Here is a 12,597-nt window from a genome sequence, read left to right as displayed (position 1 = left end):
CGATCTCTCGCCGCGTCCGGCCGCTGGTCAGTGCCAGCCGCACCGCTTCACGCCGAAACTCCGGCCTCGGTCTGTTCCCGTTTCCCATAGAACACCTCCTGGTTCCTCAGTTGGTGCTCTCCACTTTTTCCGGGCAAGTCCAGACAGCCATCGCCGTCAGATCGAGCGCGTCGTCTCCATCGGTGCAAAGATCGGCGTCGATCAGCAGAAGAAGCACCAGGACATCCTGAAAGCCATCACCCGCAGCTTTGACAGCATGGTGGATGCAATGGGGGAGGACGAGCGGCGGAAGCTGTTCGATGCGCTGATCGGCGCAGCGACAGCCGCGGACGCGAAAAAGATCAGGCAGCATCCGAACTTCCCGAATCGGATGCCGGACACATCTCTGTCGGCGTGACGCTGGCAAACCGGCACTATGCGAGCAAATGACTGTTACATCTCCCTCGCTCTTGTGCCGACACAAAGACGGCAGAACGTCCGTCCCTCCGTCGACAAGACGCGGCGATTTGTCTAACGATAGGCAAAGCAACAGATCGGGCCGGGACAATGGCGAAAGAAGCAACCACCAAACGCACCAAGGGAACCGGCTGGCGCCATATCTATCAGACGCTGCATGACGAGATTCTGAGCCTTGAGCTGGAGCCCGGTCAGTTGCTGGATGAGACCACCATCGCCCAGCGGTTCAAGATGTCACGCTCGCCCGTGCGCGAGGCGCTGATCTGGCTGGCGGGCGACGGGCTGGTGGTCACGTTGCAGAACCGGTCGACCATCGTCGCGCCCATCGATGTGCTCAGCTTTCCGAAATATGTCGAGGCGCTGGACGTCGCTCAGCGGCTGAATACGCGCCTTGCCGCCGAATTGCGCAAGGACAGCGACCTTGACCGGATCGCCGCCTGTCAGGCCGAATTCGAGGCCGCCGTCGCATCACGCGACCGGCTGAAAATGTCGCATGCCAACATGCAGTTCCACATGGCCATCGCCCATGCGGGCCGGAACCCCTATCTGGCCGAGTTCTATGAGCGGCTTTTGAAGCAGGGGCGGCGGATGCTGCATCTGCATTTCGACTATCTGGAACGCACCAGCGATGGCTATCTGCTGACCGATGAACATGTGCAGATGCTGGATGCGATCCGGCAGAGGGATGTCGAACGGGCCGATGCGCTGGCCCATGCGCATACGCGCCAGTTTCAGGACAATTTCTTCAATTTCATGAAGGAAAACTATTCGACCGGCGTGCAACTGTCGGGCATCCGGCAGTCGGCTTGACCAGCCGGTCGGCGAGGGCTGGCCCCGCCGACCGGCGGCGCCTTACCCCATCACGCGGGTCAGCGCGCCGTCGATGGCGTCGGTGATCCGGTCGATATCATCGGTCGAGGCGATCAGCGCGGGTGACAGGCACAGCGTGTTGTTCAGCCCCGGAATCGAGCGGTTGGTCGCGCCAATGATTACCCCCTGCGCAAGACAATCGGCCACAACCGCTTGCACGCGCTTTTCGTCCAGCGGCTCTTTGCTGGCGCGATCCGCGACCAGTTCGGCCCCGCAGAACAGGCCCTTGCCGCGCACATCGCCGATGACCGGATGCTTGTCCATCAGCGCCCGCAGGTTGGTCAGCGTCCGCTCGCCCATTTGGGTGCAGTTGTCCAGCAGGCCCTCATCTTCGATGATGCGCATGTTTTCGATGGCGGCGACGGGGCCGGCGGTGCAGCCGCCAAAGGTCGAGATGTCGCGGAAATAGCCCATCGGATCGGTGGCGTCGTCCTTGAACATGTCGAAGACGCGCTCGGTCGTCACCGTGCAGGAAATCGCCGCATAGCCCGAGGCGACGCCCTTGGCCATGGTCACGAAATCAGGCTCGATCCCGTATTGCTGATAGCCGAACCAGGTGCCGGTGCGGCCAAGACCACAGACGACCTCGTCGATATGCAAAAGAATGTCGTATTTGCGGCAGATTTCCTGCACGCGCGGCCAATAGCCATCGGGGGGCGTGATGACGCCGCCGCCCGCCGTCACCGGCTCCAACACCAGCGCGCCGATCGTGTCGGGGCCTTCGCGCAAGATCACCTCTTCGATGGCATCGGCGGCACGTTCGCCGTAATTCGGCACGTCCCACTGGGCGCGATATTCAAGGCAATGCGGGACCATGACGAAGCCGTCGGGATAGGGGCCATATTGCTCTGCCCGCTGCAACTGGCCGGAGGTCGCCAGCGTGCCGATGGTGGTGCCGTGATAGTCACGCTCGCGGTAAAGGATCTTCCATTTCCGCCCGCCATGGTGGCGCGCGGCGATCTGGCGGACCATCTTGTAGACCTTCTCATTCGCCTCAGAGCCCGAGTTCGAATAATAGACCCGGCTCAGCCCCGGCATCTTTTCGATCAGCCGCTCGGCAAAGACCGCGCCAGGCACCGTGCCCGCCGCGCCCGCGTAATAGTTCAGCCGGATCAACTGGTCGCGCACGGCGTTGGCGATGCTTTCGCGGCCATAGCCGACATTCACCGTCCAGACCCCGCCCGACACGGCGTCCAGATATTCCTTGCCCGTAGCGTCCCACAGCCGCATCCCCTTGCCTTCGACAAAGACGCGCGGGTCGACGGTCTCATAGGCTTTATGCTGGCTGAGATGGTGCCAGACATGCTCGCGATCCGCTGCGACCACTTTGGAAATATCGTTCTGCGTCAGGTCCAGTGTCATCATTGCCTCTTTCAATTGCGGTTCATGGCTCAGGCGACAGCCTGCGCGCCGGTGATCTCGACCAGAGAGCCGCACATGAACGCCGCCTCGTCCGATGCGAGGAAGGCGACCAGGGCTGCGACCTCGTCCGGCCTGCCGATCCGGCCAAAGGGCACCATCCGGTCCAGATCGGCAATGGTGCGGCCTGATCGGGTTACCCCTGCCTCCAGCATGGGGGTGTGTATCTCGCCAGGACAGACGGCATTCACCCTGATCTTGTCGGCGGCATAATCGCGGGCAAGGTTCTGGGTGAAGCTCGCCACCGCCGCCTTGGTCACGTTATAAGCGATGTGGCCGGGTGCCGGATGCAGCCCCCATTGCGAGGCGGTGTTGACGATGGCGCCACCGCCCGCCTCGATCATATGGGGTAGCGCGGACTGGCACAGGTGGAACATCGCGTCCAGATTGACGGCAAAGGACAGGCGCCAGTCATCCGGGGTCAGCGACAGCAGCGGGCCGCGGCGGTTGATGCCGGCGTTGTTGCACAGCACGTCGATCCGCCCCTCGGTCGCGATGACGTCGTCGATGATCGCCCGGCAGCCATCGGGCTGCGAGATATCGATGGCAAAGCCGCGCGCATGGCCGCCCTTGGTGTGGATGGCGGTCGCCGCAGCCTCGACCCCATCGGCGTTCACATCGGTCAGCACGACCCGCGCGCCCTCATCCGCGAAACGCTGCGCGATGGCCTGACCGATGCCACCTGCCGCCCCTGTCACCACCACGACCTTATCCAGAAAGCGCATATCCCTACCTCAGATAGCTGCCGCCATTCACGTCCAGCACCGCACCGTTCAACGACGCCTGCGAGGGACGGAAGGCAAAGGCGACCAACTCGCCAATCTCTTGCGGGGCGGCCATCGCGCCGATGGGGATGCCCTGTAACGCCGCCGCCTCGCCATGTTCCGCGATAAAGGCCTCGGCCATCTCGGTGCGCACCCAACCCGGCGCCAGCGCGACCGAGGTGATGCCCTCATGCCCATGGCTTTGCGCGATGGACTTGGTCAGGTTGATCAGCGCCGCCTTGGACGCACCATAAGCCATCGCATCCGATGCATAGCCACGCTGACCCGCCCGGCTGGCCATATTGACGATCCGCCCGCTGCCCTGCTGGCGGAAATGCTGGATCGCCAGTTTCGACAGATCGACCGCAGACAGGAAATTCACCCGCATCTCGCGCGACCAGACCTGCTGCCACTGATCCATTGGCGCTTCGACCGCGATCTGAGAGCGGATGCCGGCATTGTTGACCAGCCCGGTGATCGGCCCGGCTTTCGTTGCTGCATCCCACAGCCGTTGCGGGCCTTCGGTATCGGCCAGATCGGCGGCGGCGCAGATGCCTTGCCCGTTCAATTCGTCCAACAACGCCTCGGCCACGGCGCGGTTGCGCCCATAATGGATCACGACACGCCCGCCCTCTGCCACCAAGGCGCGGCAGATCGCCTGCCCGATGGCCCCTGTCGCGCCGGTCACGAGGATGTTCTGGCCAGCAAGGCTCATGGCTCCTCGGAGCCCCAGGTGTCGGATAGTTGGAAGCCCTGCGGGAACGGGTCGCTCGGGTCCAGCCCGATCTGGGTCAACCCATAGATCCAGCATTGACCCGAGACCCGGTTGCGCGTCGCCGGATATGGACCGACCCGCGTTTCGCCCAGATACTCGGTCACAAACTCGCCGCCGATGATCGACCGCGACACCAGCCTGTCGCCTGGCTTCACCCGACCCTGCAACGCCTGAACTGCCATGTTGGAGTTCGACCCCGTCCCGCAGGGCGAGCGATCCGCGCGGCCCGGTCGCAGCGTGGTGCAGGTGCGCAGGGCGCCGTCGGGTTCAGTGCTGCGGAACATGACATAGGCCAGCCCGTTCAGCGCCGGGGTGGTTGGATGCGGCGCAGGCTCGTTGGCGGCGATGCGGTTGCGCAAAGCGACGCCGATCCGCGCCAACTCGCGGGCGTTTTCCGGCGCGATGGTCAGCCCGATCTGATCGACATCGACCAGCGCATAAAAGACCCCGCCAAAGCATAGATCATAGCGGACCGGACCCCATTCGGCGGTCTCGATCACCGCGCCCGCCTGCGCCACGAACGCGGGCGGCATGTCCAGACTGACGCGCGTGACCTTGCCGCCCTCGCACCGTGCCCGCGCGCGAACCAGCCCGGCGGCGGTATCCAGCGTCACGACCGTTTCTGGCTCCACCATCGGTAGCATCCCGGTTTCCAGAATCGCCGTCACCGCGCACATGGCGTTCGATCCTGACATCGCGTGCGCTTGATCCGGTTGCAGGATGATCAAGCCGATATCCGCCGCTGGATCGCAAGCCGGGACCAGCAGGCAGAACGACCCGGCGGGGCCAGAGCGCGGTTCGGAACACAATAGCCGCCGCAAGCTGTCATCGACCTTGTTCAGGTGATCCAGCTTTTCGGCCATGCTATCGCCGGGGATATTCAAGACGCCGCCGGTGATGACGCGGCCGATCTCTCCGGCGCAGTGGACATCGACGGTCTGCAGGCTGCGGCTCCAACGCATCGGCTTAATCCTTCAGATACCAGCCCCAGGGGCGGTGGCGATCCCAAGTGGTGATCTGCTTGGTCTCAAGGTAATTGTTCAGGCCCCACTCACCCAGTTCGCGCCCGATGCCCGATTGCTTGTAGCCGCCCCAGGGTGCCTCGGTGAATGTGGGCTGGCTGCAATTGATCCAGACGATCCCGGCGCGAAAGGCGCGGGCCACCCGTTCGGCCCGGTCGAGATCGGCGGACATGACTGCGGCGGCCAGGCCAAAGCGACTGTCATTGGCCATGCGGATGGCGTCAGCCTCGGAGGTGAAGGGTTTGATGCAGACCACGGGGCCAAAGATTTCCTCACGCCAGATCCAGCTATCCTCGGCCATATCGGCGAAGATGGTGGGTTGGATGTAACACCCGGCCTCCAGCCCCTCGGGCACGCCGCCGCCCGTGACCAGCCGCCCCTCGGCCTTGCCGCGCTTGATGGCGGCCAGCACCTTTTCGTGCTGCGACGGGCTGACCAGCGGACCCAGCAGCACGCCATCCTGCAACCCGTGCCCGATCCTGATCTTCTGGGCTTCCTCGGTCAGCCGCGCCAGCAGCGCGTCATAGATCGGCGCTTCGACCAGCACGCGGCTGGTGGCAGAACAGACCTCGCCCTGATTCCAGAAGATGCCGAACAGTATCCATTCGACGGCCTCGTCGATGGGCGTATCGGCAAAGACCACCAAAGGCGACTTGCCGCCCAGCTCAAGGCTGACGGTCTTGATGTCGCGTGCCGCCGTGGCCATGATCCGCGACCCTGTGGGGACCGATCCGGTAAAGGCCAGCTTGTCCACGCCCGGATGTTCGGTCAGCGGCTGCCCGGCCTCGGGGCCAAAGCCCGTCACGATGTTCAGCGCGCCCGCAGGCAGACCCGCATCGGCCGCGATCCGGCCCAGTTCCAGCGCGGTCAGCGGCGTCAGTTCGGACGGCTTCAGCACCACCGTGCAGCCCGCCGCCAGTGCCGGGGCGACCTTCCACGAGGCCATCAGCATCGGGAAATTCCACGGGATGATCGCGCCCGCAACGCCAACGGGTTCCTTCACGGCCTTTGACGTGAATCCCTCGACCGACAGCGTGATGTCCTGAACGGCGGCATTGTCCAGCCGCTCGGCCAGATCGGCATAGAAGTGAAAGACACCGGCGGTATCATCGATATCCCAAAGCGCCTCAGGCAGGGGCTTGCCGTTATCCTGCACCTCGACCCGCGCCAATTCATCGCGGCGCGCGGCGATGGTGTCGCCCATGCGGCGCAAGACGGCGGCGCGTTCTGCCCCCGACATCCGTGGCCAGGGACCGTGGTCAAAGGCGCGGCGGGCGGCGGTGACGGCGCGGTCGATATCCTCGGCCCCGCCACGGGCGACCTGCGCAAAGACCTGTCGGTTCGACGGATCGACCACGTCGAAAACCTGCCCCGAGGCCGCGTCGCAATAGGCGCCGTCGATGAAAAGCTGATGGGTCAAGATTGCCTCCTTCAGAAACGGTCGATGCGATAGGGGGTCATGTCGATGGGCGGCCTGGCGCCCGTGATCAGGTCGGCCATCAGCCGGGCATTGGTCGCGGCATAGGTCACGCCCAGATGGCCGTGCCCGGTCGCATAGAAAACGCCCGGTATTCGGGCCGAGGCGGACATGACCGGCACCGTGTCGGGCAAAGCCGGGCGGTGGCCCATCCATTCGGTGAAATCCTCGCAGCGCAGGTTCGGCAGCGCCTCACTCGCGCGTTTCACGGTGATCTTGGCCCGGCGATAGTCGGGCGCGGCGTCGAGCCCCGCCATCTCGACCGTGCCGCCGACGCGGATGCCGCCTGCGGTCGGGGTGACCATGAAGGCGCGGGCCGGCCAGATGATCGAATGGCGCATCGAAATGCCGGGCGACATGATCTGCGTGTGATAGCCGCGTTCGGTTTCCAGCGGCATCGGCTCGTCCAGCAGCTTCGACAGCCGCGCCGTATGGGCGCCCGCCGCCAGAACCACCTGATCCACCAGCAGGCTGCGGCCATCGGTCAAGCGCAGCGCGGTGATCCGGTTGCTACGGTCAAACCCCGCGACCTCGGCCTTCTCTATCCGTCCGCCCATGGCGGTAAAGCGGTCTGCAAGGCTGGTCACAAGCCGGTAAGGGTCGCGCAGGCTGCGGTTTTGGGGGAACAGCACGGCCATGCCGATCTTGTCCGACAACTCCGGTTCCAACGCGCGGGCATCCGCACCGCTGAGCAGATGATGGTCAAAACCAAAGCGTTCGAGGATCTCGATATGTTCGCGATCCGCACGAAATTCGGCCTGATCGGTGTAAAGCGACAGGCAGCCTTCCTCGGTCAACTCGCCCTCAAGCCCGGTTTCGCGCAGCAGCGCGCCCAGGTCCTGATGAACCCGCGCGCAAAGGGCTGCGCCCTGTGCCTCCAATGCGCGCAGACGCGAGGGGCGCGAGGCGGCGACAAAGCGGGCGAACCACGGGATCAGGCGGGGCATATAGGCCGGGCGCACGCGCACTGGCCCCTCGGGGTCCAGCGTCCAGCCCGGTATCTGGCGCCAGACCGAAGGGCGAGAGGCGGGCATGAATTCGGTCACTGCGATCGAGGCCATATTGCCATAGGACGCGCCCCGGCCCGGTGCATCCCGGTCGATCAGCAGCACCTGATGGCCGCGCTTTTGCAGCTCGTATGCCAATGTCGTACCGATGATGCCTGCGCCCACGATTGCGGTGACCATCCGTGCCTCGCTTTCTTGATTGGCCGGGGCGGCGGCCTGCCGCCCCGACGCAGATCACCAGTTCAGGATCGGCTGCATAGCCGCGCGGAAATCGGCCTTTTCCTCATCCGTCAGCGGCCCAAGCGGTGCGCGGCATTCGCCGACCGGCGCGCCTTGAATCTCGCAACCATATTTCAGCTTCTGAACGAATTTACCGGATTCGAGGATGTTCATCGCCTTGTACAGCGTCGCCATCTGCGATTTCGCCTTTTGCAGATCGCCCGACTTGAAGGTCCGGTCGAGATCGCAGACGGCCTTGGCCATGCAATTGGCCGGACCGCAAATCCAGCTTTCCGCCCCCCACAGCATGAAATCCAGCGCAATGTCGTCGGACCCCGAGACAAGCTGGATACGCCCGTCATAGCGCGTCGCAATCCCGATGGCGCGCTGCAACGAGCCAGAGCTTTCCTTGATCCCGATGATGCGCGGATCGTCGGCCAGCGCGTCCAGCACCTCCCATCCCAGTTCGACGCCGTCCTTGTCGGGATAGCTGTAAAGCACGATGGGCATGTCGGTCGCGTCCAGCACGGCGCGGAAATGGGCGATCAATTCAGCCTGTGTGGGTTTGGTATAGAAGGGCGTGGCCAGCAGCACGGCATCATAGCCCATGGCCTTGGCGCGCAGGGTATTGGCGATGACCCCGGCGGTCGAAGGCGCATTGGTGCCGGCAATCAGAACCTCGCCCGGCTTGGCGAAATCAGCCACGAATTGCAGCACCTGATCGCGTTCGTCATCGGACATGAAGTTGTATTCGCCCGACGATCCGCAGGGCACCCAGCCCGAAACCCCGGCCGCGCGCAGATTGGTCAGGTGGGTCTTGAAGGCGGCGAAGTCGATCTTGCCGTTTGCATCGAACGGGGTGACCAGTGCAGGCATGACGCCAGAAAGTTTCATGATGAGTTCCTTTCACTCGATCTCTTAGACAGAGAATTTCCGAAGCAGTTTCTGCTCGACCACGGTGACGGCGCGCGTCAGCGGGAAGGCGATGATGAAGTAGATGACGGCAACCACGGTCAGCACCTCGACCGGGCGCGCGGTGTTGTTCGAGATATTCTGCCCGATGAACATCAGGTCAGCCATGCCCACGGCCGAGACCAGCGCGCTTTCCTTGAACAGCGATACCGCGTTTGACAGCAGTGTCGGCACGGCCCGCAGCACCGCCTGCGGCAGGATCACGTTCAGGATCTGCGCCGAACGCGGCAGGCCAAGCGCCACGCAGGCATCCATCTGTTCCCGCCCGACCGAGCGCAGCGAGGCGCGGAAGGTCTCGGACGTGATGGCGCCCATATAGAGGGTCAGCGCGATGGTGGCCGAGACGAAGTTCGAGAACTCGACCCCGAGGATCAGCGGCAGGCAGAAGAAGATCCAGAACAGTTGGATCAGCACCGGCGTGCCGCGAAAAAGCTCGACATAAAGCCCAAGTGCGCCACGGATGAAGGCGTTTCCATTGCTGCGCAGCAGGCCGATGACAAAGCCAAGCGACGTTCCCAGCACAACGCATAGCAGCGTCAGCTTGATCGTCGTCCACAGCCCCATCGCCAGCGCATCGGTAAAGCGCAGCAGGATGGAGAAATCCAAGGTCATTCCCATAGGCCCGCCCCCTTATGCATAGCTCTGCCGGCGCTCCAGCCAGTTCACGAACTGGCCGACCGGATAGGAAATCGCGAGATAGATCAGCGCGACAATGGTGAATGTCTCGATCGGGCGATAGGTGGCGGTGGCCAGCGTCTTGCCCTGATACATCAGGTCGGCCACACCCACGATTGCCACCAGCGCGCTTTGCTGGAAGATGCCGATGCCGTTGGTCAGCAGAACCGGAACAGAATTTCGCAACGCCTGCGGCAGCACGATGTTCAGGATACGCTGCGCGGGCGACAGGCCAAGGGCGATCCCCGCATCCAGATGTTCGCGCGGCACCGCCTGGATCGAGGCGCGGTAGGCCTCGGCGTTGAAGGCGGTAAGGTTCAGGCCAAGGGCGATGATGCCCATGAAGACCGGCCCCCAGAAGACATTGAAGATCATCGGCACGCAGTAGAAGAACCAGACGATCTGAACGATGGCCGGGGTGCAGCGGAAGAACTCGACGAACAGCATCGAGGGCCAGCGCAGGATTGCCAGCTTGCTGGTGGTCAGCAGCGCCAGACCAAAGCCCGCGATCACGCCGATGACATTGGCGGCCAGCGTCAGTTGCAGCGTGACCCACAGCCCTTCGATCAGCGGACCCATGTTCCGCGTGACCGCCCCAAGATCCAGTTGATAATCCATCGCCGCCTCACGCCTTGATGTGGAAGACGCGGTTGATGAATTCGCGGGTGCGTTCCTCGACCGGATCGCCCAGAACCTGTTCGGGCGGGCCATCCTCGACCACCACGCCGCCCGCGCAGAAGATCACGCGGCTGGCGACGTTCCGGGCAAACCACATGTCATGCGTCACCATCATCATCGGCATCCCCTGCGCGGCCAGGTTCAGGATCACCTGTTCCACCTCGGCCACCAGTTCGGGGTCCAGCGCCGACGTCACCTCGTCAAACAGCATCAGCTTGGGGTCCAGCATCAGCGCGCGGGCAATCGCCACGCGCTGTTTCTGGCCACCGGACAATTGGCTGGGATAGGCATCGGCCTTGGCCGCCAGCCCGAAGCGTTCCAATATCTTCTGCCCCCGCTCGCGCGCCGAAGCGCGGCTTTCGCCATTCACCTTGCGCGGGGCGAGGATCAGGTTTTCCATGATCGAGAGATGGGGGAACAGGGTGTAGTGCTGGAATACCATCCCGATCTTCTTGCGAACCTCGCTGTCGATGACGGTCTTGCTGCCCTTGGTGGTAATGTAGGGCTTTCCGCCAAAGCGCAGCGACCCGCCCTGTATCTGCTCCAGCCCCATGACCACGCGCAGCAGGGTCGACTTGCCGCCGCCCGACGGCCCGATGACGACGACCCGCTCGCCGGGCATCATGTCGATGTTCAGCCCCTTCAGGACCTGCACATTCGGGCCATAGTTCTTGTGAAGATCGTTGATCTCGACCAGCGCAGAATTCGTCGTTGTCGCGTTCATTACAGCCCCCACCGTTGATCTGATCGGACCGCCGGATGGGCGGCCCGCGTCGTTTTCGATTACTGGCCAGCCGCCGCCAGAACCTCGTCTGCGGCCTTGGCGATCAGCGCGTCGACGGCACCGGTGGCGACCTTTTCCTCAAGGAAGATATCGACCACGGCGACGTCTGCGGCGCTCAGCCCATGGGGCAGGCCGAAGGCCACGCCCTGCTTTGCCAGCGCGGGTTCAGGGTTCAGCGTCGCCGACCAGTCGGGATTGGCCTGCGTGAACAGAAGGTTGGTGTCGGATGCATCGACGACCACATCAGCGCGGCGCGATTGCAGGGCCAGCCGCGTCTCATCCGCGCTTGGCAGACGCAGCACGGTCGCGTTCTTGACCGCACCCGAGATCGCCTTGTCCTGCGCCGTGCCGGACATGACCGCCATGGTCACACCGGCAACATCCACATCCGCCACCGAGACGGCATCGGCGGGAATCTTGGGGTTCTCTTTGTTGTAGACCAGCGAGATCTGGTACTCCATCGCCGGAACCGAGAACTGCACCGCCATCGCCCGCGCCGGAGTGCGGTTCAGCGCCAGCGACATATCCCATTTGCCCGCCTGCAGGCCGGCAACGATATTGTCCCAGGTGGTGTCGACGAATTCCGGCTCGACCTCCAGCGCGGCGGCAAAGTCGCGGCACAGATCGGCAAAGAAGCCGGAATAGGCGCCGGTTGCCGGATCGCGCATCACATAGGGCGGGGCGACCGCAGCGCCACAGCGCAGCTTGCCCGCCGCCTGAACCTGCTGCCAGTAGCCTTCACCTTCCTGCGCGGATGCGGCACCGGCCACACCCATAGCTACGACGGCCGCAAGTCCCAAAGCCTTCGAGAATGTCTTCAGCATGTTGGTTTCTCCTCCCCCTGGACGCCTTCTGGCAGCCCGATGGCCGCGCAGTTCCTTCATGCCCTCCAGCATTGGCGTCACGATGTTGATCAACATGCCGACACAAAGCCGACACGTCAATAAATTTTTGGTCGACATCTGGCCACAAAGCGATTAGATGCTAAATCGACAAATAAAATAAATTAATATCAGTGTGTTGATTGAATCTTCTGCGGAGCGCTCGGCCCGAAAATTGTGGGCGATACCAATCGACACGCCATGGAGACACCATCAAACAACCGGAATCAGTCAGCCTGACCAGCCGATTTCCGGCGTCAGAACGGTAAACAAGGAAGACCGTCCTAAGGTATCACCTCAGGGCAGTCCGTCGATTGTTGTGAGGTAACAGTCGGCATTGAGCGCGTCGCCGCCGAAGGGCCATTGCTCTTTTCAGGCCACGTTGTGCACGCGGGCGCAGGAAGACAAGCGTCAGATCGAGTTGCTGCACAAGGCTTGGAACCAGAGCGACAAGGTCACGGCTACCGCAAACTGCATGATGATCTGGCTGTGCCGGGCGAAAGCATCTGTCCGAGCCGGGTGATGATGTCCCGCGGCGTGGTGTAGCTTACGACGGGCCTCGCGCTCACCGGCGGGCCGAGCTTGTCAGTCGCGCTGC

13 protein-coding genes and 1 pseudogene are annotated in these 12,597 nt (G+C 63.4%); 3 read left to right on the top strand and 11 right to left on the bottom strand.

Features of this window, described 5'->3' with window-relative positions:
• Together Q1A36_RS20400 and Q1A36_RS20395 are read left to right on the top strand one after the other, a co-directional pair.
• Positions 1 to 397 (top strand): hypothetical protein (locus tag Q1A36_RS20400; RefSeq protein ID WP_299847855.1); only part of this gene is annotated, 397 nt, incomplete at its 5' end.
• Positions 398 to 546: 149 nt separating this feature from the next.
• Entirely contained in the window at positions 547 to 1,266 is a 720-nt protein-coding gene (locus Q1A36_RS20395) for a GntR family transcriptional regulator (protein ID WP_299847853.1), read from the top strand.
• 42 nt (positions 1,267 to 1,308) lie between these two features.
• On the opposite strand, the gene tpa is transcribed toward Q1A36_RS20395, so the two are convergent.
• The 11 genes from tpa to Q1A36_RS20340 are packed head-to-tail and all read right to left on the bottom strand — an operon-like array spanning position 1,309 to position 11,942.
• Positions 1,309 to 2,688, bottom strand: a complete 1,380-nt coding sequence (gene tpa, locus Q1A36_RS20390; protein WP_299847852.1) for a hypotaurine--pyruvate aminotransferase Tpa — start codon at positions 2,686 to 2,688, stop codon at positions 1,309 to 1,311.
• A 29-nt stretch (positions 2,689 to 2,717) separates the two neighbouring features.
• A complete protein-coding gene (locus Q1A36_RS20385) occupies positions 2,718 to 3,470 on the bottom strand; it encodes an SDR family NAD(P)-dependent oxidoreductase (RefSeq protein WP_299847851.1) in 753 nt (250 codons plus the stop codon).
• Between the two features lie 4 nt (positions 3,471 to 3,474).
• The gene (locus Q1A36_RS20380) at positions 3,475 to 4,224 is read right to left on the bottom strand and encodes an SDR family oxidoreductase (RefSeq protein ID WP_299847850.1); all 750 of its coding nucleotides are present in this window, start codon (positions 4,222 to 4,224) and stop codon (positions 3,475 to 3,477) included.
• The gene (locus tag Q1A36_RS20375; RefSeq protein ID WP_299847848.1) at positions 4,221 to 5,246 is read right to left on the bottom strand and encodes a proline racemase family protein; all 1,026 of its coding nucleotides are present in this window, start codon (positions 5,244 to 5,246) and stop codon (positions 4,221 to 4,223) included. The genes Q1A36_RS20380 and Q1A36_RS20375 overlap by 4 nt, the downstream gene beginning before the upstream one ends.
• A 4-nt stretch (positions 5,247 to 5,250) precedes the next feature.
• Entirely contained in the window at positions 5,251 to 6,726 is a 1,476-nt protein-coding gene (locus Q1A36_RS20370) for an aldehyde dehydrogenase family protein (protein WP_299847846.1), read from the bottom strand.
• Positions 6,727 to 6,737: 11 nt separating this feature from the next.
• A complete protein-coding gene (locus Q1A36_RS20365; RefSeq protein WP_299847845.1) occupies positions 6,738 to 7,970 on the bottom strand; it encodes an FAD-dependent oxidoreductase in 1,233 nt (410 codons plus the stop codon).
• Between the two features lie 54 nt (positions 7,971 to 8,024).
• Positions 8,025 to 8,903 (bottom strand): dihydrodipicolinate synthase family protein, encoded by an 879-nt coding sequence (locus Q1A36_RS20360; RefSeq protein ID WP_299847843.1) that lies wholly within the window; start codon positions 8,901 to 8,903, stop codon positions 8,025 to 8,027.
• 24 nt (positions 8,904 to 8,927) lie between these two features.
• Positions 8,928 to 9,599, bottom strand: a complete 672-nt coding sequence (locus Q1A36_RS20355; protein WP_299847841.1) for an amino acid ABC transporter permease — start codon at positions 9,597 to 9,599, stop codon at positions 8,928 to 8,930.
• Positions 9,600 to 9,611: 12 nt separating this feature from the next.
• Positions 9,612 to 10,274 carry an amino acid ABC transporter permease gene (locus Q1A36_RS20350; RefSeq protein WP_299847839.1) on the bottom strand — a complete coding sequence of 221 codons (663 nt, stop codon included), beginning with the start codon at positions 10,272 to 10,274 and terminating at the stop codon, positions 9,612 to 9,614.
• Between the two features lie 7 nt (positions 10,275 to 10,281).
• Positions 10,282 to 11,058 carry an amino acid ABC transporter ATP-binding protein gene (locus tag Q1A36_RS20345; RefSeq protein ID WP_299847837.1) on the bottom strand — a complete coding sequence of 259 codons (777 nt, stop codon included), beginning with the start codon at positions 11,056 to 11,058 and terminating at the stop codon, positions 10,282 to 10,284.
• A gap of 59 nt (positions 11,059 to 11,117) precedes the next feature.
• Positions 11,118 to 11,942 (bottom strand): transporter substrate-binding domain-containing protein, encoded by an 825-nt coding sequence (locus Q1A36_RS20340; protein ID WP_299847835.1) that lies wholly within the window; start codon positions 11,940 to 11,942, stop codon positions 11,118 to 11,120.
• Between the two features lie 448 nt (positions 11,943 to 12,390).
• On the opposite strand from Q1A36_RS20340, the pseudogene Q1A36_RS20335 reads away from it, so the two are divergent.
• Positions 12,391 to 12,521, top strand: a pseudogene (locus tag Q1A36_RS20335) (IS3 family transposase); the annotation flags it as partial.
• Positions 12,522 to 12,597: the final 76 nt, after the last annotated feature.

Source organism: uncultured Paracoccus sp. (genome assembly GCF_947487305.1).
GTDB lineage: Bacteria > Pseudomonadota > Alphaproteobacteria > Rhodobacterales > Rhodobacteraceae > Paracoccus.
Note: the sequence above shows the minus strand (reverse complement) of the source record. Positions and strands in the feature narration are given on the sequence as shown.

Bases quoted from the DNA above. Each gene is read 5' to 3' on its own strand.
- Q1A36_RS20395 (WP_299847853.1), top strand. From the start codon at position 547: ATGGCGAAAGAAGCAACCACCAAACGCACCAAGGGAACCGGCTGGCGC.
- tpa (WP_299847852.1), bottom strand. From the start codon at position 2,688: ATGACACTGGACCTGACGCAGAACGATATTTCCAAAGTGGTCGCAGCG.
- Q1A36_RS20385 (WP_299847851.1), bottom strand. From the start codon at position 3,470: ATGCGCTTTCTGGATAAGGTCGTGGTGGTGACAGGGGCGGCAGGTGGC.
- Q1A36_RS20380 (WP_299847850.1), bottom strand. From the start codon at position 4,224: ATGAGCCTTGCTGGCCAGAACATCCTCGTGACCGGCGCGACAGGGGCC.
- Q1A36_RS20375 (WP_299847848.1), bottom strand. From the start codon at position 5,246: ATGCGTTGGAGCCGCAGCCTGCAGACCGTCGATGTCCACTGCGCCGGA.
- Q1A36_RS20365 (WP_299847845.1), bottom strand. From the start codon at position 7,970: ATGGTCACCGCAATCGTGGGCGCAGGCATCATCGGTACGACATTGGCA.
- Q1A36_RS20360 (WP_299847843.1), bottom strand. From the start codon at position 8,903: ATGAAACTTTCTGGCGTCATGCCTGCACTGGTCACCCCGTTCGATGCA.
- Q1A36_RS20355 (WP_299847841.1), bottom strand. From the start codon at position 9,599: ATGGGAATGACCTTGGATTTCTCCATCCTGCTGCGCTTTACCGATGCG.
- Q1A36_RS20350 (WP_299847839.1), bottom strand. From the start codon at position 10,274: ATGGATTATCAACTGGATCTTGGGGCGGTCACGCGGAACATGGGTCCG.
- Q1A36_RS20345 (WP_299847837.1), bottom strand. From the start codon at position 11,058: ATGAACGCGACAACGACGAATTCTGCGCTGGTCGAGATCAACGATCTT.
- Q1A36_RS20340 (WP_299847835.1), bottom strand. From the start codon at position 11,942: ATGCTGAAGACATTCTCGAAGGCTTTGGGACTTGCGGCCGTCGTAGCT.